The organism is Burkholderia sp. EMB26, assembly GCF_024730645.1.
Classification (GTDB): domain Bacteria; phylum Pseudomonadota; class Gammaproteobacteria; order Burkholderiales; family Burkholderiaceae; genus Burkholderia; species Burkholderia cenocepacia.
The window spans coordinates 755,317-779,607 of sequence record NZ_CP078071.1; the positions used below are offsets into that span (position 1 = coordinate 755,317).

Consider the following 24,291-nt stretch of genomic DNA (forward strand, 5'->3'; position numbering starts at 1 on the left):
TCCCGCAACGAGACCATAAAACGCAGGGTCACGCAATCGGAACAAGCCGCACACGGCGCATATTCATTGGCCTTGCGGCTGAATGCGACGCAGTTACCGGGGCCTGCATCGCGGCGCGAATGCACGCATGCGCGGATACGCGAAGACGAACGTCAGCGCCAGGCCTGCGTGAATTCCGCGATCACGCGCGACAGGTGCGCGCGCATCGCGTCGCGCGCACCGTCCGCGTCGCGCGCCATGATCGCCGCGAAGATCCGCTGGTGATCTTCCTGCGACGCTTCGCGCAGCGCGGTCGAGTGAAAGTGCTCCTCGATCTTGTCCCACAGCGGATCGCTGCGCGCGCAATCCCACATCGCCGTGACCATGTGCAGCAGCACCGTGTTGCCGGTCGATTCCGCGATTCGCAAGTGGAACTGGCGATCGGCCGCGTCGTAGGCGGCCTTGTCGTTCATCTGCTCGCGCATCGTCGTCAGCGAGAAAAACAGGCGGTCGAGATCGGCATCCTTGCGTTCGGTCGCCGCGAGCGCCGCGACTTCCGCCTCGATCAGCCCGCGCGCGCGCAGCGTCTCGATCGGCCCGGGGCCGCGCGGGACTTCGAACGTCACCGGCCGCGCGGCATCGGCCGCCGACACGTAGATGCCCGAGCCGATCCGCACCTCGACGATCCCCTGCACCTCGAGCGCGATGATCGCCTCGCGCACCTGCGTGCGGCTTACGCCGAACTGGTCGGCCAGGCTGCGTTCCGACGGCAACCGCGCACCGGCTTCGAACGCGCCGGCGGCCACCATCGCGTGAATCTGCCGCGCAAGGCCGATATAGGAGCGGTCCGCGGCATCGGTGTCGCGGCTGGCGGGCAGGCTGGAAAGATCGGTCATCGGAAGGCTCGCAACAGGCTGGCCGGCGCCGCTGCGGCGCCGGATCGACAAAATGGTACACCAATTTGGCGACACCCCGGCTCGCCCGTTGGCCGGCCTCGCCTGACGCTTTCGGAAACGTCACACAGGCCGACGCTTTCCCGAACAACTGGTAAACCACTATCCCTCAAAACTGGCATACCAATCATAATCCGCACACCGACGACGGCCCGGCACGCTGCCGCCCCGCTCGTCCAACGCATGAACCGCCAGCCAGGAGCCGCTCCAGTGAAGATGTCTTTCCGTTGGTACGGCGAGTCCGATCCGGTCTCGCTGCAATACATCCGCCAGATCCCCGGCGTCACGCACATCGTGTCCGCGATCTACGACGAACCGGTGGGCGAAGTCTGGCCCGCGCACAAGATCGAAGCGCTGAAGGCGACGATCGAACGCGCCGGCCTGCAGTTCGACGTCGTCGAATCGGTGCCGGTGCACGAGGACATCAAGCTCGGCAAGCCGAGCCGCGACCGCCTGATCGACCACTACCGGCAGACCATCCGCCATCTCGGCGCGGCCGGGATCCGCGTCGTCTGCTACAACTTCATGCCCGTGTTCGACTGGACGCGCACCGAACTGTCGAAGACGCTCGACGACGGCTCGACCTGCCTCGCGTTCAGCACCGATGCGGTCGACCGGATCGATCCGAACGACGGCATCGCGCTGCCCGGCTGGGATTCCAGCTACCGGCCCGAACAGTTGCAGGCGCTGCTCGCCGACTACCGCGACGTCGACGAGAACGCGCTGTGGGCCAACCTCGAATACTTCCTGAAGGCGATCATTCCGGTCGCCGAGGAAGCCGGCGTGAAGATGGCGATCCACCCCGACGATCCGCCGCGCCCGATCTTCGGGCTGCCGCGCATCGTGAAGAACCGCGACGATCTCGCGCGGATCGTGCGTCTCGTCGACTCGCCCGCGAACGGGTTGACGCTGTGCTCGGGCTCGCTCGGCGCCGGCCCCGAAAACGACGTCGAAGCGCTCGTGCGCGAGTTCGGCGCGATGGGCCGCATCCATTTCGCGCACATCCGCAACGTGAAGGTCGACGCGAACGGCGATTTCGAGGAAACCGCGCATCTGTCGAGCTGCGGCTCGCTCGACATCGCCGCGATCGTGAAGGCGTACCACGACACCGGTTTCACCGGCTACGTGCGCCCCGACCACGGCCGCATGATCTGGGGCGAGACGGGCAAGCCCGGCTACGGCCTCTACGACCGCGCGCTCGGCGCGGTCTACCTGAACGGCCTGTGGGAAGCGCTGGCGAAGTTCGACCGCGCGCCGCAAGCGTCGCAGTAATTCGCCTTTCGAGGCGGCCGGCGCAGCGGATCGCCGGTCGCCCGCCACGACATTCCGCGCGGAGACACCGCCATGCCACGCATCCGATGGGCCATGATCCTGATGTGCTTTCTGGCCAACGTCATCAACTTCATCGACCGCGCGAACCTCGCGATCGCGGCGCCCAGCATCCGTGCCGACCTCGGGCTCGACGCGGTCGGCATGGGGCTCGTGCTGAGCGCGTTCTTCTGGACCTATGCGTTCCTGCAGTTACCGGCCGGCTGGTTCATCGACAAGGTCGGCGTGCGCGTGAGCCTCGCGCTGGCCGTCGGCTGGTGGTCGGTGTTCACCGTCGCGACCGGCGCCGCGCGCGGCCTCGCGCAACTGGTCGGCGTGCGGCTGATGCTCGGCGTCGGCGAAGCGGCCGCGATCCCGTCGTTCGCGAAGGTCGCGTTCAACTGGTTCCCGCGCAGCGAGCGCGGCCTCGCCAGCAGCATCTTCGACAGCGGCTCGCGCGTCGGCTCCGCGCTGTCGCTGCCGCTCGTCGCGTGGCTGATCTCGCTCGTCGGCTGGCGCGGGTCGTTCGTGATCACGGGCGGCATCGGCATCGTGTGGGCGCTGGCGTGGTGGTTCGTCTATCGCGACCCGGAACGCTATCGCGCGATCGCGCCGGACGCCGTCGATGCGCTGCTCGCGCAACGCGGCGCGCCGATGGTTGCGGCCGCAACCGACGGCCCGACGGTGTCGTGGCTCGACCTGTTCCGCTACCGCACCGTGTGGGGGATGATGATCGGCCTGTTCTGCCTGAACTTCGCGATCTATTTCTTCATCACGTGGTTCCCGAGCTACCTGCTGCAGTCGCGCGGCTTCTCGCTCGCGTCGCTCGGCACCTGGGGCATGCTGCCCGCGCTGCTCGCGATTCCCGGCGGCTGGCTCGGCGGCTACGTGTCGGACAGCCTGTTCCGCCGCGGCTGGAGCGCCACCGCCGCGCGCAAGACCTGTCTCGTGCTCGGCATGCTGCTGTCGTCGTCGATCGCGCTGTCCGCGTTCGTCGAAAACGTGTGGGCCTGCCTCGGCCTGTTCGCACTCGCGTATGCCAGCCTGTCGTTCGCCGGCGCCAACGTGTGGACGCTCGTCGGCGAAGTCGCGCCGACGCCCGCGCACGTCGCGTCGCTCGGCGGCATCCAGAACTTCGCGGGCAATCTCGCGGGCATCTTCATCACGACCTTCACCGGCGTGATGCTGTCGATCACGAAAGGCTCGTTCGTGGTGCCGCTCGCGGTGGCCGGCGCGCTATGCGTGGTCGGGGCGCTGTCGTACCTGTTCGTGGTCGGCAAGGTCGAGCCGTTGCCGCCGCTGCGTCGCGGCGGCAGCGGGCGGAATGTCGAGCCGAACGCGGCGTGACACGGCGGGACGGCGCGGCCGAAACACCCGCGCTTTCCTTTTCGGGCCGCGCATCGGACAATGAGCCGCGCCCGCCGGCGCGGCGCCGCTCCGGCCCGCGTGCGGCGACGCAGCGCTCCGCCCACGCCGATGAAACGCTACGAAACCCTCGCCCATACGATCGCCGACGACATCCGCAACGGCAACCTCGCCGTCGGCACGCGCCTGCCGTCGTTGCGACAGATCATCGCGCAGCATGGCGTGAGCCAGTCGACGGTATTTCGCGCGTATTACCTGCTCGAACAGTGGGGGCTGATCCGCGCGCGCGAACGCTCGGGCTACTACGTCGCGCCGGGCGCGCAGCCGGCTGCGAGCCCGGCGACGAAACGCCGTACGCGCCGCACCGACGCAACCCGCAAGGTCGACATCAGCAATCTCGTGTTCTCCGTGCTCGATGCGGCCACGCAGCCCGGCATCGTGCCGCTCGGTTCCGCGTTCCCGGCGCCGCAGCTGTTTCCGCTGCCGCGTCTGGCGAAGTCGCTCGCGCAGGCCACGCGGCTCGTGAGCCCGTGGAGCACGGTCGTCGACCTCCCGCCCGGCAACGAGGCGCTGCGCCAGCAGATCGTGCGGCGCTATCTCGCCACCGGCATCTCGCAGCCGATCGACGAACTCGTCGTCACGAACGGCGCACTCGAAGCGCTGAACCTGTGCCTGATGGCGGTCACGCGGCCGGGCGACGTCGTCGCCGTCGAAGCGCCCGGTTTCTACGCGGCGCTGCAGGCGATCGAGCGGCTCGACCTGCGCGCGGTCGAGATTCCCGTCGATCCGCGCACTGGCCTCGACCTCGCCGCGCTCGCGAACGCGCTCGACCGGCACGACATCCGCGCGTGCTGGTTCATGACCAATTTCCAGAATCCGACCGGCGTCACGCTGACCGCCGACAAAAAGCGCGCGCTCGTCGAATTGCTCGCGGCGCGCAACGTGCCGCTGATCGAGGACGACGTCTACGGCGAACTGCATTTCGGCCCGGACTATCCGCTGCCCGCGCGCGCATTCGACCGTCACGGCCTCGTGATGCACTGCAGCTCGTTCTCGAAGACGCTCGCGCCCGGCTACCGGATCGGCTGGGCCGCCGCCGGCCGGTTCGCGGAGAAAGTGCAGCGGCTCAAGCTGATGACGACGCTGTCGGCCAGCATTCCCGCGCAGGCCGGCATCGCGAACTATCTCGAGCACGGCGGCTACGACCGGCACCTGCGCGTGCTGCGCGGCGCGCTGCACGCGCAGCTCGACCGGATGGACGACGCGCTGCGGCGCTGGCTGCCGGCCGACGTCGAGTGGGTGCGGCCGGAAGGCGGGTATTTCCTGTGGCTCGCGTTTCCCGACGCGATCGACGCGATGGCGCTGCATCGCGAGGCGATCGCACGCGGCATCAGCTTCGCGCCGGGTCCGCTGTTTTCGGCCGCGCACGGCTTCGAGCGCTGCGTGCGCGTGAACTTCGGCCATCCGTGGAGCCGCGACATCGAGCGCGCGATCCGCGTGCTCGGCGAACTGGTCGCGCAGCCGTCGGTCCGCAAGGCCGGCTGAGCGCGCAGGGAGCGCGCCGCGCTGCCGGTGTCGCGGCCATGCAGCCGATCCGCGCGCGGGTTACATTGCAGGTCCTGCCGCCCCTTCACGATTGCCCATGAGCCCACTGCCTTACCTCGATCACGACGCGCTGCTGACACTGACGGCCGAAGCGGCGCACGTCACGCAGCCGTGCACGTGCACCAAGACCTCGCTCGCCGGCTGGACGACCCTGCCGCTGTCGCTGCCGGACACGCAACTGCTCGAAGTGGCCACGCTCATGCCGCCGGGCGATGCCGAGCCGACCTACGCGGAATATCATCCGGCCGGCACGCACTATGCATCGGACGACGCGCCGATCGCGCCGCGCCATTTCCCGTACAACCGCTGCACCGTCAGCCGCTGCCGCCCGTGCGGCCGCCTGTTCCTGCGCTACCAGGAAGGCGGCGGCTACTTCATCGACCAGCGCATCCGCGCGCTCGATCCGGCGCTCGTCGTCGACGCCTGACCGCGCTCACGGGCATGCACGCATGCCCGGCCTGCGCCGGCGCCCCGCCGGCCATCTGCTGCGCCTTTTCCGTCCCGATCTGCTGCTTGTCCCGCCGCACCGCGTTCCCTACGCTGTCTTCCGTTGCCTGACATCCGTCGCAACGCCCTGCCGCGCCGCGCGCCCTGCGCCGCGGCGCCTCTCGCGTATCACGTCATGTATCGATATACCGATTTCGACCGGGCGCTCGTGCGCAGCCGCGCCGCCCAGTTCCGCGACCAGCTCGAACGCTGGCAGCAAGGCACCCTCGGCGAGGATGCGTTCCGGCCGCTGCGCCTGCAGAACGGCTGGTACGTGCAGCGCCACGCGCCGATGCTGCGCGTCGCGGTGCCGTACGGCGAGCTGTCCAGCGCGCAGCTTCGCGTGCTGGCGCGGATCGCGCGCGACTACGACGTGCCCGACGACGCCACCTACCGCGCCGCGTGCGACGCGCAGGCCTTGCTCGGCACGTTGCACCTGCCGACCCGCAGCGCGCACTTCACGACCCGCACCAACGTGCAGTTCAACTGGATTCCGCTCGCGAAGGCGGCCGACGTGATGGATCTGCTCGCGACCGTCGACATGCACGGCATCCAGACCAGCGGCAACTGCATCCGCAACATTTCGTGCGACGAACGCGCGGGCGTCGCGCCAGACGAGATCGCGGATCCGCGCCCGTTCGCCGAGGTGATGCGTCAATGGACGACGCTGCACCCCGAATTCGCGTTCCTGCCGCGCAAGTTCAAGATCGCGATCACCGGTGCGACCGAGGACCGCGCGGCGACCGACTGGCACGACGTCGGGCTGAAGCTCGTGCGCGACGACGCGGGCGCGCTCGGCTTTCGGGTGAGCGTCGGCGGCGGGATGGGCCGCACGCCGATGATCGCGACGCTGCTGCGCGCGTTCCTGCCGTGGCAGCACGTGATGAACTACATCGAGGCGATCGTCCGCGTGTACAACCGCTACGGGCGACGCGACAACAAGTACAAGGCGCGGATCAAGATCCTCGTGAAGACCGAAGGGCAACGCTACATCGACGACGTCGAGGAAGAGTTCCGCCAGATCGTCGACCTCGACGGCGGCCCGCACACGATCCCGCAGGCCGAATTCGAGCGCGTCGCCGCGTCGTGCGTGCCGCCGCGGTTGAAGCCGCGCACGCTCGACCTCGCCGACGCGAATGCGCGCGTCGCCGCGCAGGCGAGCCGTCATCCGGCGTTCGCGCGCTGGCTCGCCCGCAACGTCGCCGACCACCGCGACCCGGCGCTGCGCATCGTCACGCTGTCGTTCAAGCGCCGCCTGCAGGCACCGGGCGATGCGTCGCCGGAGCAGCTCGACGCGCTCGCCGAGCTCGCCGACCGCTTCTCGGCCGGCGAGGCCCGCGTCACGCACACGCAGAACGTCGTGCTGCCGTGGGTGCACGTCGACGACCTGTTCCTGCTGTGGGAAAACGCCCGCGCGATCGGGCTCGCGAGCGCGAACGTCGGGCTGCTGACCGACATGATCGCGTGCCCGGGCGGCGATTTCTGCGCGCTCGCGAACGCGCGCTCGATTCCGGTCGCCGACGCGATCGCCGAGCGCTTCGACGATCTCGACCTGCTGCACGACATCGGCGACATCGACCTGCACATCAGCGGCTGCATCAACTCGTGCGGCCATCATCACAGCGGCCACCTCGGCATCCTCGGCGTCGACAAGGACGGCGCGAAGTGGTACCAGGTCACGCTCGGCGGCTCGGACGGCTCGAGCGCGAGCGGCCCCGCGCGGCCGGGCAAGGTGATCGGCCCGTCGTTTTCGGCGGACGAGATCGTCGATGTCGTCGACGCGATCATCAACGCCTATCTCGACGCGCGCATCGACGCGAACGGTCGCGGCGAACGATTCGTCGACACGGTGCGCCGCATCGGCACGGAACCGTTCAAGGCCGCCGCGAACGCCGCACGTCATCAGGAAGAGCCGGCATGAAGCACGAGACCTCGAACCCATCCGCACGCATCCGGCTGCTGACGCCGGCCGAGCACGCAGACGACACGCAGCAGCACGACGCGACGACACTGACGATCGGCAACGACGAGGAACTGCCGCCGCTGGCCGCACGCATCGCGCACGCCACGCGCATCGACCTGCAGTTTCCGTCGTTCACCGACGGCCGCGCATACAGCCAGGCCTACCTGCTGCGCAAGCGCTACGGCTTCGCCGGCGACCTGCGCGCGACCGGCGACGTACTGGTCGACCAGTTGCTGCTGATGGAACGCACGGGGTTTTCGAGCGCGGTGCTCGGCGATGCCGCCGATCTCGCGGTCGCACGGCGGCAGCTCGACCGGTTTCCGGGCTTCTATCAGCGCGATGCGCGAACGGTCATGCCGCCGCGGGACGCGGCGGCGCAGCCCGGAAAATGAAACGGGCGGCTCGCTGGCCGCCCGTCCGATGAACCGGAACCAAACCGGCCGGCGCCTGCCGTCACGCGGGCGCCGGCCGATGTTCAGCGCGCCGCCACCGGCTTGCCGAACCCGCCGAGGATCTTCTTCTCGAGCGCGATGTAATCGCGGCCGAAGTGGTGATCGCCCTGCGTCCTGATCACGTCGGCGCCCGTGTTCGCGAGCGCCGGACACATCGTGTCCGTCTCTTCCGCACCGTAGAAGCACTGCACGAGCGCCGGCGGCACCTTCGCGATTTCCGGCGCGACCTTCAACGCCTTGTCGCTCGCGGGCATGCCGAGCCAGCCCGTCACGCGGATCTGGAAATCGGCCGACGGCGCGAAGCCGAGCAGCGACACCACCGCGACCTTGTCGCGCAGGTCGGCCGGCAGCCGGTTGTACGCGAACGGCATCACGTCCGCGCCGAACGAGTAGCCGACCAGCGCCACGCGGCCGGCATGCCAGCGCGCCATGTAGGTGCGCATCACGCGGGCCAGATCGCGGCTCACCTGCGCGGGCGGCTTCTCGCTCCAGAAATAACGCAGGCTGTCGATGCCGACCACCGACACGCCGTCGCGCTGCAGCGCCTCGGCGATCGTCTTGTCGAGATCGCGCCAGCCGCCGTCGCCCGAAATCACGATCGCGAGCCGGTCGCTGCCACCCTTGGCCGGCAGCTCGACGAGCGGCAGGTCGGAGACGTCGAGCTCGTCGCTGCTGCCGGTGGTGTCGCGCAGGTGCGGCGTGACGAGCGACACGAGCTTCGCGGTGTCGCCCGCGGCAGCCGTTTCGACGAAGCCCGGCATCGCGCGTCGCACGATCGTCGGATCGGGCGGGCACGGCTTGAAGCGCGGATCGAGCTTCGCGGCCGGACCGACCGCGACGACGCCGGCGATCGTGTTCTCCGGCGCCATCGCGAGGATCTGCTTCGCGATCGCGCCGCCCTGACCCACGCCCGCGACGATCGGCGTGAAATAGCGCGACGACTGCGCGAGACGTTCGAGCTGATGGCTGACCGCCTCGGCGTCGCCGTCGAGGTGGTGGCAAGTCTCCTGCTTCGCGGCGAGATTCGCCGCGTAACGCGCGGAATCGACGCCGACCGTCATCGCCCCGGTTTTCGCGAGCGCGTCGGCCGCCTGCTGATCGGCGGCCCGCCAGCCGCCCTCACGCGAGAACAGCACGACGAACCCGCGCAGCGGCCCGCTCGGCCTGGTCACGGTCACGGGCCCGTAGCGGCCGCCGGACACGGTTTCGGCTTTCACCGCGGCCGGCTGCGTGGCGCACGCGGCGCCGGCCAGCATCATTCCCGCGCAGGCGGCTGCCGCCCGCGCGATACCCTTCTTCGACATCATGAACGCCGACCTCCAGCCAGCAATGACAGATCCGCCAGCGTGACGAACACGCCGACCGAGCCCGAGGCCGCGAGATAACGCGGCTCCCAGTGCGGTTCGAACTTGCTCTTGAAAGCGCGCAAGCCGCGGAAGTTGTAGAAGCGGCCGCCGAAGCGCCAGACCATCAGGCCGAGCCGGTGGAACGGCGACGGCATCTTCGCCGCCCCCATCCCCGAGAACGGCGCGATACCCAGGCTCAGCTTGCGGAACCCCGCTTCCTTCAGATGCAGCGCGAGCTGCGTAAACAGATACTCCATCGCGTACGGCGAAGCCTCCGGCAGATGGCGCATCACGCCGACCGTCGCCTCGGTGTTGAGGTCGGTCGTCATGAACGTGACGAACGCGATCGGCTTGTCGGCCTGCCGCACCAGCATCACCGACTGCGTCGCGAGATAGCCGTCGTGGAACGCGGCCACCGAGAAGCTCTTTTCGCGCGCATCGCGGCTGTCGAGCCAGCCGTCCGAGATGCCGCGCAGCGCCGGCAGCGCGGCCGGCACGTCGCCCGGCGCGATCACCTCGACCGTCAGCGCATCCTTGTCGCCGCGCCGCAGCGCATAGCGCAGATGCGAACGGTTCGATCCCTTCAGGTCGAACTGGTCGAGCGCGATGTGCGCTTCCTCGCCCAGCTTCATCAGCGTGAGCCCCGCGTCGAGATACAGCGGCAGCGCGTTCGCGCGCACCTGGTAGAACGCCGCGCGGCCGCTGTGCGCATGCGCGAGCGCAATGAACTTGCTGATCAGCGCCGGCCACTCTTCACGCGGCCCGACCGGGTCGTGCAGCGCGGCCCACGTGCGGCCGTTCTTCGCGTACATCAGGAACGCGCGCCGCGACTCCGAGAACAGGAACGACTTGTCGCCCATCAACGCCAGGCCCGCATCGCTGCATTCCTGCGCGCGGATGATCTGCTCCGCGTCGACCAGATCCTGCTCCGCGGGCTTCACGAATCGGCCGGGCGCCGGGCGCAGCAATTGCCACAGCGCGAACAGCGCAACGAACACGCCGGACGCGAGCGTCGCGCGCAGCGCCCGCGGCGCGCGCGCGTCGAATGAGAAATGCGACCACAGCTCGCGCGTGTAAGGCACGTCGCGGAACGCGAAGAACAGCACCCACACGGCCAGCATCAGCACCATCGCGACCGACACGAACCAGCTGACGGTGAAGCGCTCGGCCAGCAGCGACGAATGACGATTGAAGCGGCGGCGGCTGACGAGCAAAAGCACGAGCAGCGTGCCGAGCACGCCGGCCTCGACGAACGCGAGGCCCTTGGCCAGCGACAGCGCGAGGCTCGCGAGCGTCAACGCGAAGGTCATCCACCACGCGCCGTCGAGCCGGCGCAGCAGCCCGCGCGCAACGAACAGCAGCGCGACGCCGAGCACGCTGCAGATCACCTGCGAGCCTTCGAGCACCCACAGCGGCACGATGTGGCGCAGGATCGCGATCCGGTGCCAGAACGCGGGCGTCGCGCTCGAGATCACCAGCATCCCGCCGACCGCGAACGTCACGAGGCTCAGGAACACCGGCGCGAGCTGCGACACGCGCACGGCCTGCCGCGTCACGAGCCGGCGCCGCAGCGCGCGGCCCTCGAAGCCGGCCAGCAGGCCGGCCGACAGCACGAGCGGCACGCCGAAATAGATCGCGCGATACGCGATCAGCGCGGCGACCATCGCGTGCGCGGGCACTTCGCGGCCGAGCGTGAAGACCATCGCCGCCTCGAACACGCCGATCCCGCCCGGCGTATGGCCGATCATCCCGAGCAGCAACGCGGCCGCATAAACGGTAATGAAGGTCGGGAAGCCGACCGGCGCTGCCGGCAGCAACACCCACAGCGTCAGGCCCGCGGCCACCACGTCGAGCACCGCATAGACGACCTGCGCGACGAGATCGCGCCGCGCCGGCACGTCGAACGACAGCCATTTGAAGCGCGTGACGACCGGGCGCGCGGTGTTGCCGCACAGCGCGACCAGCGCGGCGAGCGCGACGAGCAACGCGGCGCCCGTCCACGTGAGCACGCCGGGCCCGACGTGCAGCATTGCGGCGAGCGCCTCCGGCACGCAGACCATGCCGACCGCCGTCATCAACACCATCGCGAGCGCCAGCGTGCCGCTGGTGAACACCGTCATCCGCCCGATCTGGGCCGGCGTGACGCCCGACACACCGTACACGCGCGCACGCACCGCGCCGCCCGTCAACGCGCCGAAGCCGGTCGCATTGCCGAGCGCGGAACCGGCAATCGCGCCGATCCACAGCGCGACGCGCGGCACCTTGGCCGCGACATAGCGCAGGCCGACCGCATCGCGGGCGACGAGCGCGAGATAGCTGAGGGCCGTCGCGGCCAGCGACGCGCCCCACTCGGCGACGGACATGTGACGCAACTGGCGGATCACCGACCGGTAGTCGACGGATTCCGACAGATGCTGGAAAACCACGATCAGCAGCAGGCCGATGCCGAGCGCGAGCAGCGGCGACAGCACGCGCTCGTTGCGGATCAGCGCCCGGGCACGGGCGATCACCGCCGCGGCACGGCCGGGCGAACCAGAGTGGCGGGAAGACATAACGTGTTCAGTGGTGGTGCATAGCGTGTCGCGGCGCGGGTTGGCCGGCGACGACGTATCTGGTTGTTCTGCATGGGCGTCCGGCCGAAGACGGGCTCGTGGCGCCTGGATCAGAACTTACGAGTATACGGAATTAATATTACAGAATCTTTCACGTCGGCTTTGTGCGGATTTGTGGTGTCTCTCGCATCAAAACGCATAAAGAAACCGTGCGTCCTACGAACGCAAGGTGCGCATCATACCGGGAACCGGGGCGGTTTTTTCATCGGATGAATGACTTGCGATGCATTTGGGAGGAATCTGCCGGCACGACGCCAGCCGAAGAGGACGAAAGCGTCGTGTCGCGAGGCTTTCCCGGAATGGGGGCAGATTGATTCGGACCTCCGCGTGCGCGCAGAAACGTCCGGCCTCCCTTACTTCGCCCGCTCGTGCTCCCCCAACCCGATCGCCTTGTAATCGTAAGTCGGATAGAACTCCGTCCGGTACACCCCCCACGCCGTATCCTCCAGCACGCGATTGACCTCGCGCAGCCGCGCCGCCGGCAATCGCAGCACGACGATCTGCCCGATTCCCATCGTCACCGTCCAGCTCACCACCTCGACGCCCGGCGGCGGAAACGCCTTGTAGAACCCCTGCTTCGCAAGCTGCGCATTCAGCTCGGCGAGCGGCCGCGATTCGTCGTGTTTCAGGAAAACGGTCAGCAGGACCGCGTTGTCGGGCGTCGCGACGGCCGATCCTGCCGGCACCGTCGACGTCTGGCCGACGGCCGGTGCGCTGGAAATCGCGGCGGCCGCCAACGCTGCGGCAATCACGCCGGTTCGAATCGAAAAATGCGGAAATCCGGTCATCACGCAACTCCATGGCGTCGTGGCGGGAGTCGCCATCATGCGCCGGCGAATCGATCGCTGCAGTGAGCCGCGCCGATGCGACTACGCCGCGTCCGCGCCAGCGCGCTCGCGCAGCACGTCGATGAACGCGCGCAGCTTGGCCGGCACGTGCTTGCGATTCACGTAATACAGCCACATCGGCGGCAGCGTGCGGCACGTACCGGGCAGCACCTCGACGAGCGTGCCGTCGCGCAGGTCCTGCTCGATCCGCTCGCGCATGAACGCGAACGCAATGCCGACGCCCGCGCGCGCTGCATCGATCACCGCATCGGCATCGTTCGTCACGAATACGCCGTCCGGGTCGAGATCGACGTCGCGTCGCCCGTCGTGCAGCAGCCATTTGTGCAACCGCCCGCTTTCCGTGAACCGGAAACGGATGCACGCGTGACGCTCGAGCTGCGCAATCGACGCCGGCGCACCGTGCCGCGCCAGATAACCGGGCGACGCGACCAGCGCACACGTCAACGCAGGCGCGATCCGCACGCCGATCATGCCCGGCTGCAGCCGGTCGGCGAGGCGAATGCCCGCATCGAACCCCTCCTTTGCGATGTCGACGAGTTCGTTCTCGTAGCGGATTTCGAGCCGGACTTTCGGATAGCGCTCACGAAACGGGGCGAGCACCGGCGCGATCACGAGCAAGCGCGCGAGCGGCAGCGCGGTCACGCGCAACAGCCCGCTCGGCTCGCTGCGCGCATCCTTCAGCGCGTCACGCGCCTGCATGACCTGACGGTACGCGGGCTCGGTCTGCCGCCAGTAACGCTGGCCGGCTTCCGTGAGACTCACGCCGCGCGTGCTGCGGTTGAACAGCTTCACGTTGAGCTCGCCCTCGAGCTGCCCGATCGACAGGCTGACGGCGGCCGGCGTCAGGCCCAGCGCGGCGGCGGCCCGCGTGAAGTTGCCGGCCGTCGCGACGGTCATGAACACGTGCAGGCCGGCCATCGGATCGCGTCTGCTCATCGCTTGCCCATCATTAAAAAAACTTGAAACTGCTTCGAGTGGAATGCGGATTCTCCCATATACCGCCACTGCCTACACTGGCGCTGTCGTCCTGTCGGAGCCCTTCGCATGAACCCGCTCACCGCCGCGCTGCCGCTCGCCGTTGCCCGCCGCACGATCGACGCGGCCCTCGCGCATGCCGCGTCGCTGCAGGTAGCCGGCGTCGCGATCGCCATCGTCGATGCCGGCGCGAACCTGCTCGCGTTCGTGCGCACCGACGACTGCTTTCTCGGCGCGACCGATCTCGCGCAGCGCAAGGCGCTGACGGCGGTGCGCTTCCGCGCGTCGACCGGCGCGCTCGGCGCGATGTCGGGCGACGGCCCGCTGCGCGGCATCGAACACAGTCACGGCGGGCTCGTCACGTTCGGCGGCGGCGAGCCGCTCGTCGACGGCGACGGACGCTGCGTCGGCGCGATCGGCATCTCGGGCGGCAGCGTCGACGAAGACACCGCGATCGCGCAGCACTGCCGCGACCTTTTTCAGGCATCGTTCCACTCCACAAGGTAAGCACATGGCACAGAAACACATCCTCATCACCGGCGCGGGCACCGGCTTCGGCCGCGAAGTCGCGCTGCGGCTCGCCGAGCGCGGTCACGACGTGACGGCCGGCGTACGCGCCACGGCCGAGATCGACGACGTCGCGGCCGCCGCCGCGCAACGCGGCACCACGCTGCGCGCGATCAGGCTCGACGTCACGTCGGCCCACGACCGCGCGCGTGCGGCCGAGCTCGACATCGACGTGCTCGTGAACAACGCGGGGGTCGGCGAAGCCGGCGCGCTGGTCGACCTGCCGGTCGAGATCGTCCGCGAGCTGTTCGACGTGAACGTGTTCGGGCCGCTCGCGCTCACGCAGCAGATCGCGCGCGGGATGCTCGCGCGCCGGCACGGCAAGATCGTGTTCGTGTCGTCGATCGCGGGCCTGATCACGGGGCCGTTCACGGGGGCGTACTGCGCGTCGAAGCACGCGATCGAATCGGTGGCCGAGGCGATGCACGCGGAACTCGCGCCGCACGGCATCCGCGTCGCGGTCGTGAACCCCGGCCCGTACCGCACGGGCTTCAACGACCGGATGATGGAAACGACGCGGCGCTGGCACGATCCTGCCGTGCATACCGTGACGCCCGAGCGGCTGACGTTCCCGCTCGAACAGCACGACCCGGAGGAGATGATCGCAAAGATGGTCGACGTGATCGACGGCGACGGCGGCGCGTTCCGCAACCTGCTGCCGGCGGCGTCGGAAGCGTTCGTGCGCGCCGAGCAGGCGCGTGCTTGGGAACGGCAGCAGTAAGCGCCGCCGGCGAAGCGGCGGACCGACCGTCCGCCGCTCGCGCGATTGCGCGATTCTCAGTACACGTCGCGCATGTAGCGCCGCGCCTTCGAAAGCCGCGCGACGTAGTCGTTCGCGGCGTCCTCCGACATGCCGCCGTGCCGGGCGACGATCGCCTTCAACGCCGCATCGACGTCCTTGGCCATCCGCGCGGCGTCGCCGCACACGTAGAAGTGCGCGCCTTCCTCCAGCCACGCGAACAGCTCGGCGCCCTGCTCGCGCATCCGGTCCTGCACGTAGACCTTGTCGGCCTGGTCACGCGAGAACGCGAGATCGAGCCGCGTCAGGAAGCCGCTGTCGCGCATCTCGCTCAGCTCGTCGCCGTAGTAGAAGTCGGTCTGCGCGTGCTGCTCGCCGAAGAACAGCCAGTTGCGCCCGCGCGCGCCGCGCGCCCGCCGCTCGTGCAGGAAGCCGCGGAACGGCGCGACGCCGGTGCCCGGGCCGACCATCACGATCGGCACGTCGCCGTTCACCGGCGGCCGGAAGTGCGCGGACTTCTGCACGAACACCGGCACGCGGCCGTCGTCCGCGCGATCGGCGAGGAACGTCGACGCGACGCCTTTGCGCGCGCGCCGGCCGTTGTGATAGCGCACGGCCGACACGGTCAGGTGAATCTCGCCCTCGTGCGCGCTCGGGCTCGACGCGATCGAATAGAGGCGCGGCTGCATGCGCTTGAGCATGCCGACCAGCTCGGCGCCCGACAGCTCGATCGGATATTCGTGCAGCACGTCCGCCAGCTGCTGCCCCCACAGCCATTGCTTGAGGTCGCCCTTGCGATCGTCGCCGAGCAGCGACTTCAGCGCGCCGTTCGCGCTGCGCGACGCGATGAAGGCCAGCGTGTCCGGATGCGGGCGCGTGATGTCGAAGTGGCGTGCGAGCGCATCGCCGAGCCGGACATCGCCGACGCCCGGCACCGACACGGGCGCATCGGCCTTCAGCGCGGTGACGGACAGCAGTTCGTCGACCAGCTCCGGACAGTTGGTGGGCCACACGCCGAGCGCGTCGCCGGCTTCGTATTCGAGGTTCGCGCCCTGGGTCGACAGCGACACATAGCGCGTGTCCTTCGCGGCGCCCGGCCGGTTCAGCCGCAGGTTCGCGACGAGCTTCGACGGCGCGGGATGCGCCTTCGTCGGCAGCAGCCCCGACGGGCTCAACCCGCCGGACGGCACCGCGTGCAGCGCGGCATCGGCTTCCTTGATGCGCGCGACCACGCGTTCGAGCCACTGGTCGGCCTCGTGCTGGAACTCGACGTCGCAATCGACGCGGGCGCACAGACGTGCCGCGCCGAGCTCCGCGAGCCGCGCGTCGAGCCGGCGGCCGTGGCCGCAGAACCGGTCGTAGTTGCGGTCGCCGAACGCGAGCACCGCGAAATGCACGCCGTCGAGACGCGCGGCGCTGCCGGCCTGCAGCGCGTCCCAGAACTCGCCGCCGTTGTCGGGCGCATCGCCGTCGCCGAACGTGCTCGTCATCAGCAGCACGTATTGCGCGCCGGCCAGCGACGCGACCGGATAGTCGGACATGCACGCGGTGCGGATCTCGAAGCCCGCGTTCATCAGCTTCGTCGCGTAATCCTCGGTCAACGATTCGATGTTGCCGGTCTGCGACGCCCACAACAACGTGACCTTCGGGCGCGGGCGCACGATCCGCACGCCGCCCGCCGCGGCGGCGTCGGCCGGCAGCGCGGGCGCCGCGCCGGTCTGCGCACCGGCAGGCAGCGCGCGGCTGAACAGGCCCGCGAGCATGCCGTCGAGCCAGAACCGCACGGGCGGCGTCAACGGCGCGCCGGCCGGCAGCACGGGCACGCTGCCTTCGCGACGGCCAGCGCTCGCCTTCAGCCCGCTGACGAGGCCCGCCACGTACAGCCGCTCGGTGTCGGTCAGCGGCGGCGGCGCGAGATCGGCGACGCCGAGCGCGGCCGCGAAAGTGTCGATGTCTGCCATGTCGGATTCCTGTGAAGCAGTCGCGTGCATCATCGCCGGCGCGGGCCGCGCGTCGTCGGCGCCTGCATCGGGTTGCGCGGTGTCGTCGTCGACCGGCGCGAACGCATCGGCTTCGACCCGCGTCAGCGCGACCGCGCAGTATTTCAGTTCGGGTTGCTGCGATTCGGGGTCGATCGCGTCGTTCGTCACCGCGTTGATGCACAGGTCGTCGCCGTATACGTCGTTCCAGTGCATCGGCGCGAAACAGTTGCCGCGCCGCACGCGCTCGGTCACGACGGCCGGCAGCACCGCGCGGCCGCGCGCCGAACGGATCTCGACGCTGTCCTTCGCGGCGATGCCGAGCGCGCTCGCATCGTCCGGGTGCAGTTCGACGAACGGGCGCGGGTTGAGCTTGTTCAGCATCGCGACCTTGCCGGTCTTCGTCATCGTGTGCCACTGATGCTGCAGCCGCCCGGTGTTCAGCACGATCGGGAACGTGTCGTCCGGCAGCTCGGCCGGATCGACGTGCGGCCGCGCGAAAAAGCGCGCCTTGCCCGACGGCGTCGGGAACGCGATGCGCGGGGCGTCGCCGCCGTCGGCTGCGGCGCGCAGCGGCTGGTTCACGCCGTCGTTCAGGTAGCGGATCGGGTGCCGCGCGCGCGCGGTGCCCGGCGCGACCGGCCACTGCACGGGCCCGTCGCGCAGCGCCGCGTGGCTCGCGCCGCGCAGGTCGTAGCCGGTCGCGGGGTTCGAGAAACGGACGATCTCGTCGAACACGTCGGCCGCCGACGCATAGTCGAACGCGTCGCCGAACCCCATCGCGCGCGCGACTTCGGCGACGATGCGCCAGTCGGGCAGCGCGTCGCCGGGCGGCGCGACCGCCGCGCGCATCAGCGTCATGTTGCGCTCGGAGTTGATCATCACGCCGTCGCCCTCGGCCCACAGCGCACCGGGCAGCAGGATGTCCGCGTAGCGGTTGGTCTCAGTGTCGAGGAACGCGTCCTGCGCGATCACGAGCTCCGCGGCCTGCAACCCGGCGATCACGGTGCGTCGGTTCGGCACGGTCGCGACCGGGTTCGTGCAGACGATCCAGCACGCCTTGATGTCGCCGGCCGCCATCCGTTCGAACAGGTCGACCGTGCCGTTGCCGGTGTCCTTGCGCAGCGTGCCGGCCGGCACGCGCCACAGGGTCTCGACGAAGCGGCGGTCGTCGTCGGACGCCACCGAGCGCTGGCCCGGCAGCCCCGGCCCCATGTAGCCCATCTCGCGCCCGCCCATCGCGTTCGGCTGGCCGGTCAGCGAGAACGGCCCGCTGCCCGGGCGGCAGATCCTGCCGGTCGCGAGATGCAGGTTGCAGATCGCGTTGGTGTTCCACACGCCGTGCGTGCTCTGGTTGAGCCCCATCGTCCAGCAGCTCGTCCATTCCGGCGCGTCGCCGATCCATTGCGCGGCCGTGCGGATGTCGGCTTCCGCGAGCCCGGTGATCCCGGCGACACGCTCGGGCGTGTAGTCGGCGAGGAACGCGGGCATCGCGTCCCAGCCTTCGGTGTACGCGTCGATGAACGCGGCGTCGGTGCGGCCGCTCGCATGCAGCAGATGCAGCAGCCCGTTGACCAGCGCGAGATCAGTTCCCGGCCGGATCTGCAGGAACAGATCGGCCTTGTCGGCGGTGCCGGTGCGGCGCGGATCGACGACGATCAGCTTCGCGCCGGCCTTCACGCGATCCATCATCCGCAGGAACAGGATCGGGTGACAGTCGGCCATGTTCGCGCCGATCACGAAGAACAGGTTCGCGCGATCGAAATCCTGGTACGACCCGGGCGGGCCGTCCGCGCCGAGCGACTGCTTGTAGCCGGTGCTCGCGCTCGCCATGCACAGGCGCGAGTTCGACTCGATGTTGTTGGTGCCGACGAAGCCCTTCGCGAGCTTGTTGACGAGGTATTGCGCCTCGATCGACAACTGCCCCGACACGTAGAACGACAGCGCATCGGGCCCGTGCGCATCGAGCACCGCGCGCAGCCGGCGCGCGGTCTCGGCGATCGCGTCGCGCGCCGGCAGCGGCACGAGGTCGTCCTCGCGCGCGCGGCGCACGAACGCGCGATCGAGCCGCCCCGAGCGGCGCAGCGCGACGTGCGCCGACGAACCTTTCGTGCACAGCCGCCCGAAGTTGGTCGGATGGTCGGCGTCGCCGGACACCTTGACGACTTCGCCCTCCTCGACGTGCAGCACCATGCCGCAGCCGACGCCGCAGTACGGGCACACGCTCTTGACGGGGGTCGCGGTCATGGGCGCTCCGGGACGGTCAGGCCGCGACCCACACGAAGCCGTCCTCGACCCGCGACGGATACGCGTTCACCGACTGCTCGGGCGCTTCCAGGCATTCGCCGGTACGCAGGTCGAAGTGCTGCTTGTACAGCGGCGACGCGACCACGACGCGCTCGCCGAGGCTGCCGATCAGTCCGCGCGACATCACGGCGGCCTGCGATACGGGGTCGACGTTGTCGATCGCGAACACGCCGCCGTCGGCATGCGCGACGTGAAACACCGCGATCTGCTCGCCGTTGACGAGCGCGCACACGCCGGTGTTCGGCACGATGTCGTCGAGCGGGCATACACGGGTCCAGGACAGCGGAAGGCGATCGTTCATGATGGGCTCCTTGCAAGGTGGCGGATGTCGGTCACGCGGTGGCGGTTTCGGTCGCGGCTCGGGTCGCCGCCGCGGCGACGACGGGGATCGGCACGGGCTTGCCGCCCGCGCGCTCACCGGGCGTCGCGGGCCGGATCTGGCCGCGCGTCTCGACGAACTCGATGGTCGTATCCGGCGCGTCGCTGTTCACGAAGTGGCGGAAGCGCTTGCGCGTGTCGGGATCGGTGACGGCCTTCTTCCACTCGCACTCGTAGGTGTCGATCACGTGCTGCATGTCGGCTTCGAGTTCGTCGGCGATCGCGAGCTTGTCGTGCACGACGACGTCGACCAGGTAGTCGAGGCCGCCTTCGAGGTTGTCGCGCCAGACACTGGTGCGTTGCAGGCGATCCGCCGTGCGCACGTAGAACATCAGGAAGCGGTCGATGTAGCGGACCAGCGTCGCACGATCGAGGTCGGACGCGAGCAGCTCCGCGTGGCGCGGCTTCATCCCGCCGTTGCCGCACACGTACAGGTTCCAGCCTTTCTCGGTCGCGATGACGCCGACGTCCTTGCCCTGCGCTTCCGCGCACTCGCGCGTGCAGCCGGACACGCCGAACTTGATCTTGTGCGGCGCGCGCAGCCCCTTGTAGCGGTTCTCCAGATCGATCGCGAGGCCGACCGAATCGTCGACGCCGTAGCGGCACCACGTCGACCCGACGCACGATTTCACGGTGCGCAGCGCCTTGCCGTACGCGTGACCCGATTCGAAGCCGGCCGCGATCAGCTCCTCCCAGATCGACGGCAGTTGCTCGACGCGCGCACCGAACAGGTCGACGCGCTGGCCGCCGGTGATCTTCGTGTACAGGCCGTATTTCTTCGCGACCTGGCCGACCGCGATCAGCCCTTCCGGCGTGACTTCGCCGCCCGGCATGCGCGGCACGACCGAATACGTGCCGTCGCGCTGGATGTTCGCGAGGTAGTAGTCGTTCGAATCCTGCAGCCCCGCGTGCTCCTTCTTCAGCACGAACTCGTTGAAGCACGACGCGAGAATGCCCGCGACGGCCGGCTTGCACACGTCGCAGCCGAGCCCGCGGCCGTGCTTGTGCAGCAGTGCGTCGAACGTCGTGATGCGCTCGACGCGAATCAGGTGGAACAGCTCCTGGCGCGAATACGGAAAGTGCTCGCACAGATGGTTATTGACCGCGAGGCCCTGCTTCTTCATCTCGGCCTTCATGATCTGCGTGACGAGCGGCACGCAGCCGCCGCACGACGTGCCGGCGCCCGTGCACGTCTTCAGCGCGCCGAGGCTCGTCGCGCCGTCGGCCACCGCCGCGCAGATCTGCGACTTCGACACGTTGTTGCACGAGCAGATTTGCGCGCCTTCCGGCAGCGCATCGACGCCGATCGCCGGCTTCGCGGCGCCGTCCGACGACGGCAGGATCAGGAATTCCGGCGATTCGGGCAACTCGATGCGGTTCAGCATCATCTGCAGCAGCGTGCCGTACTCGGCCGCATCGCCAACCATCACCGCGCCGTGCAGGAACTTGCCGCAGTCGGACACCACCAGCTTCTTGTAGACCTGGCGGCGCTCGTCCGCGTACTGGTAGGTGCGGCTGCCGGCCGTCGTGCCGTGCGCGTCGCCGATGCTCGCGACGTCGACGCCCATCAGCTTCAGCTTGGTGCTCATGTCGGCGCCCGCGAACGCGGCCGCCGTCGCTTCGTCGGCGTCGCCCGCGAGTTGCTTCGCAACCACGCGCGCCATGTCGTAGCCGGGCGCGACGAGGCCGTACACCATGCCGTTCCAGGCCGCGCATTCGCCGATCGCGTAGATGTCGGCGTCGCTCGTGCGGCACGCGTCGTCGATCGCGACGCCGCCGCGCGGGCCGATGTCGAGCCCGCACGCGCGAGCGAGTTCGTCGCGGGGCCGGATACCGGCCGAGAACACGATCATGTCGGTGTCGAGATGCGTGCCGTCGGCGAACGCCATCCGGTGCGTACCTTCGTCGCCGTCGACGATTTCGAGCGTGTTCTTGCCGGTATGCACGGTCACGCCGAGCGCCTCGATTTTCGCGCGCAGCATCCGGCCGCCGCCGTCGTCGACCTGCACGGCCATCAGGCGCGGCGCGAATTCGACGACGTGCGTGTCGAGCCCCATGTCGCGCAACGCCTTCGCGCATTCGAGGCCGAGCAGGCCGCCGCCGACCACGACGCCGCGCTTCGCGTGTGCGCCGCACGCCTGCATCGCCTCAAGGTCCTCGATCGTCCGGTACACGAAGCAGCCGGCGCGATCGCGGCCCGGCACCGGCGGCACGAACGGACGCGAGCCCGTGGCGAGCACCAGCTTGTCGTACGCGAGCGTTTCGCCCGACACGAGCGTGACCGTATGCGCGGCGCGGTCGATCGACGCGACCTGCGCGTTCAGGCGCAGGTCGAACTGCGGATGACGCTCGAAGAAGCCGGGTTCGACGAGCGACAGATCGTCCGCCGACTTGCCCGCGAAGAATTCGGACAGATGCACGCGATCGTAGGCCGCGCGCGGTTCCTCGCCGAGCACCGTGACCTGCGGCGCGCCGGCCGCGGCGGCCTCCGCTGCGACGCATTCGAGAAGCTTGTGGCCGACCATGCCGTGGCCGATGACGATGAGTTTCATGATGGCGGTTCCTTCGGTCGATCAGTTCGCGGCGTTGGCGGCGGCCAGCGCGCGATCGCGCAGCTCGGCTTCGCGCGCCTTGTGTTCTTCGCTGAAGCGCACGGCCATCGCGCACAAGGCGGTCGCGGTGACCGCCAGGCCGAGCAGGCTCAGCGCCTGCTGGACGTCGCCGACACCCTTCAGCAGGAAAGCCGCGGCGACCGCGCCGACGTTGCCGCCCGCACCGACGATCCCCGCGACGCCGCCGAGCGCCTTGCGGTCGATGAACGGCACCAGCGCGTAGGTCGCGCCGCACGCCATGTGCGTGAAGAGGCCGAAAGTCAGCATCGCGACGAGCGCGATGCCGATGCCTTGCGCATGCGAGAACCAGATCAGCCCGAGCCCTTCGCCGATGATCAGCGCGCACAGCAGCGTCGCGCGCACGTCGAGGCTGCGGCGCGCGGCGATCTTGTCGGACAGCCAGCCGCCGAGCGCGCGGGCGAACAGCGCGAGCAAGCCGAACATCCCGACCGCGAAACCGGCGTCCTTCAACGACAGCTTGAAATGATCGACGTAGTACAGCGCGGCGATGTTGTGGATGAACACCTCGACGCCGAAGCACGCGCCGTACGTGACGAACAGCATCCACACGCGATAGTTGCCGCACGCCGCGAAGAAGCTCGCCCAGCCGCCCTTCTTGCCGCTGTCGATCGTCACGCCTTCCTTGCGCAGCGCGACGAAATCGCCCTGCGGGCAGTCCTGCGTGAAGCGCCAGTACGCCCACGCCATCACGAGCATCGCCACGCCCGGCACGACCAGCGCGATGCGCCACGACGCATCCTCGCCGAAGCCGAGCATCAGCCCCGCGGCAACGAGCAGCGGCATCAGCGCCTGCGTCGCGCCCGCGCCGGCATTGCCCCAGCCGGCCGTCGTCGCGTTCGCGGTGCCGACCACGTTCGGCGCGAACATCACCGACGTGTGGTATTGCGTGATCACGAAGCCCGCGCCGATCGCGCCGATGCCGAGCCGGCAGATCAGGAACCACAGGTAGTCGTGCGTGAACGACACGGCGAACACGGGGATCGCGCCGAGCAGCAGCAGGCCCGCATACACGCGGCGCGGGCCGAAGCGGTCGCACAGCGGGCCGACCAGCAGCCGCACGGCGATCGTCGCGGCCACCGCGGCGATGTTGATGTTGGCGACTTGCGCCGCGGTGAGATGGAATTCGCGCGCGATCAGCGGCATCAGCGGCGCGCACGCGAACCACGCGAAGAAGCATACGAAGAACGCCATCCACGTCAGATGGAACGCGCGCATCGGCGCGGTGCGGAGGCTGAAGAGATCGATACGGGTAGCTTTGTCGGTCATGTCATCCGCCAAACGAAAAACGGCGTCCTGCGCACCCGGTCTCGTCGAGACCTGATACGTAGGACGCCGTTGCCCATGAAGCCCGTTGCCGGGCGCTTCGGTATTCGGTACTGCGGACGGATCGCCATTGACCCGCCCGAACGAGCTAACGCAAGCGACGTGCCATGTCGGCGTCAATCGCGCCGGAAACCCCACCGCACAAGGCGCAGCGGGTATCGGGCACGTCACCGCGACGCGCGACGCGCTCTCCGTCGCGATGCACCGAGGCACAGATGTGGTGCGCTGCAGCACTGTCGTCGTGCGGCATCGCGGTGCGCGCGGGCGCGGCACGCTGCACGCCGATGCGGCATCGCGACTGCTCGCGCGTCGCGAGCACATGCCCGCTCGCGGCCATCGCACGGTGCGCCGCGTCGCGCAAAGGCGCCATCGTCGCGCCGGTTGGCCCGGATATTGCTGAACCTTCACTACACCGGCAACGGCGCCGGTGGACAGTCCCCGCAAACCCGGCCCGCCCTTCACGGCGAGCCTTT

General features: G+C 69.3%; 18 protein-coding genes. 8 read left to right on the forward strand and 10 right to left on the reverse strand.

The annotated features are described in order from the left end of the window. Positions 1-152: 152 nt before the first annotated feature. On the reverse strand, positions 153-875 hold the full coding sequence (locus tag KU887_RS20255; RefSeq protein WP_006486005.1) for a FadR/GntR family transcriptional regulator: 723 nt from the start codon (positions 873-875) through the stop codon (positions 153-155). Between the two features lie 267 nt (positions 876-1,142). Here KU887_RS20255 and uxuA point away from each other — a divergent pair, with 267 nt between their 5' ends. From uxuA to KU887_RS20285, 6 genes are all read left to right on the forward strand, one after another. Further along, positions 1,143-2,204, forward strand: coding sequence for a mannonate dehydratase (uxuA, locus tag KU887_RS20260; RefSeq protein WP_006494744.1), 1,062 nt, complete (start codon positions 1,143-1,145; stop codon positions 2,202-2,204). Between the two features lie 72 nt (positions 2,205-2,276). Further along, positions 2,277-3,587 carry an MFS transporter gene (locus KU887_RS20265; RefSeq protein ID WP_258257580.1) on the forward strand — a complete coding sequence of 437 codons (1,311 nt, stop codon included), beginning with the start codon at positions 2,277-2,279 and terminating at the stop codon, positions 3,585-3,587. Between the two features lie 129 nt (positions 3,588-3,716). Then, complete coding sequence (locus KU887_RS20270; RefSeq protein WP_034202269.1) at positions 3,717-5,150, forward strand: PLP-dependent aminotransferase family protein; 1,434 nt, start codon at positions 3,717-3,719, stop codon at positions 5,148-5,150. A gap of 97 nt (positions 5,151-5,247) precedes the next feature. Then, positions 5,248-5,637, forward strand: a complete 390-nt coding sequence (locus KU887_RS20275; protein ID WP_006486014.1) for a hypothetical protein — start codon at positions 5,248-5,250, stop codon at positions 5,635-5,637. 195 nt (positions 5,638-5,832) lie between these two features. Beyond that, entirely contained in the window at positions 5,833-7,617 is a 1,785-nt protein-coding gene (locus KU887_RS20280) for a nitrite/sulfite reductase (protein ID WP_258257585.1), read from the forward strand. Further along, complete coding sequence (locus tag KU887_RS20285) at positions 7,614-8,051, forward strand: DUF934 domain-containing protein (protein ID WP_006486022.1); 438 nt, start codon at positions 7,614-7,616, stop codon at positions 8,049-8,051. Before KU887_RS20280 ends, KU887_RS20285 begins: the two co-directional genes overlap by 4 nt. 83 nt (positions 8,052-8,134) lie before the next feature. Here the strand turns inward: KU887_RS20285 and KU887_RS20290 are convergent, their stop codons facing one another. From KU887_RS20290 to KU887_RS20305, 4 genes are all read right to left on the reverse strand, one after another. Then, positions 8,135-9,418, reverse strand: a complete 1,284-nt coding sequence (locus tag KU887_RS20290; protein ID WP_258257588.1) for a virulence factor family protein — start codon at positions 9,416-9,418, stop codon at positions 8,135-8,137. Continuing rightward, positions 9,415-12,009 carry a bifunctional lysylphosphatidylglycerol flippase/synthetase MprF gene (gene mprF / locus KU887_RS20295; RefSeq protein ID WP_048988129.1) on the reverse strand — a complete coding sequence of 865 codons (2,595 nt, stop codon included), beginning with the start codon at positions 12,007-12,009 and terminating at the stop codon, positions 9,415-9,417. Before mprF ends, KU887_RS20290 begins: the two co-directional genes overlap by 4 nt. Positions 12,010-12,422: 413 nt before the next feature. Next, complete coding sequence (locus tag KU887_RS20300) at positions 12,423-12,857, reverse strand: hypothetical protein (RefSeq protein ID WP_006486003.1); 435 nt, start codon at positions 12,855-12,857, stop codon at positions 12,423-12,425. Between the two features lie 81 nt (positions 12,858-12,938). After that, positions 12,939-13,853 carry a LysR family transcriptional regulator gene (locus KU887_RS20305; protein ID WP_006486000.1) on the reverse strand — a complete coding sequence of 305 codons (915 nt, stop codon included), beginning with the start codon at positions 13,851-13,853 and terminating at the stop codon, positions 12,939-12,941. A gap of 108 nt (positions 13,854-13,961) precedes the next feature. On the opposite strand from KU887_RS20305, the gene KU887_RS20310 reads away from it, so the two are divergent. Both KU887_RS20310 and KU887_RS20315 read left to right on the forward strand, forming a co-directional pair. Then, entirely contained in the window at positions 13,962-14,399 is a 438-nt protein-coding gene (locus KU887_RS20310) for a heme-binding protein (RefSeq protein ID WP_258257594.1), read from the forward strand. Positions 14,400-14,403: 4 nt separating this feature from the next. Then, complete coding sequence (locus tag KU887_RS20315; protein WP_258257595.1) at positions 14,404-15,180, forward strand: SDR family oxidoreductase; 777 nt, start codon at positions 14,404-14,406, stop codon at positions 15,178-15,180. Positions 15,181-15,236: 56 nt separating this feature from the next. Here KU887_RS20315 and KU887_RS20320 read toward each other — a convergent pair whose 3' ends face one another. The 5 genes from KU887_RS20320 to KU887_RS20340 form a co-directional block, all read right to left on the reverse strand. Beyond that, complete coding sequence (locus KU887_RS20320) at positions 15,237-19,424, reverse strand: bifunctional nitrate reductase/sulfite reductase flavoprotein subunit alpha (protein WP_258257597.1); 4,188 nt, start codon at positions 19,422-19,424, stop codon at positions 15,237-15,239. A 16-nt stretch (positions 19,425-19,440) separates the two neighbouring features. Then, a complete protein-coding gene (gene nirD / locus KU887_RS20325; protein WP_006488749.1) occupies positions 19,441-19,785 on the reverse strand; it encodes a nitrite reductase small subunit NirD in 345 nt (114 codons plus the stop codon). 31 nt (positions 19,786-19,816) lie between these two features. Next, positions 19,817-22,414: a nitrite reductase large subunit NirB gene (nirB, locus tag KU887_RS20330; RefSeq protein ID WP_059720804.1), complete on the reverse strand. Its 2,598-nt coding sequence runs from the start codon at positions 22,412-22,414 to the stop codon at positions 19,817-19,819. 21 nt (positions 22,415-22,435) lie between these two features. Continuing rightward, complete coding sequence (locus tag KU887_RS20335) at positions 22,436-23,761, reverse strand: MFS transporter (RefSeq protein WP_006494732.1); 1,326 nt, start codon at positions 23,759-23,761, stop codon at positions 22,436-22,438. A gap of 145 nt (positions 23,762-23,906) precedes the next feature. Continuing rightward, complete coding sequence (locus KU887_RS20340) at positions 23,907-24,188, reverse strand: hypothetical protein (RefSeq protein WP_155296107.1); 282 nt, start codon at positions 24,186-24,188, stop codon at positions 23,907-23,909. Between the last annotated feature and the right edge of the window lie 103 nt (positions 24,189-24,291).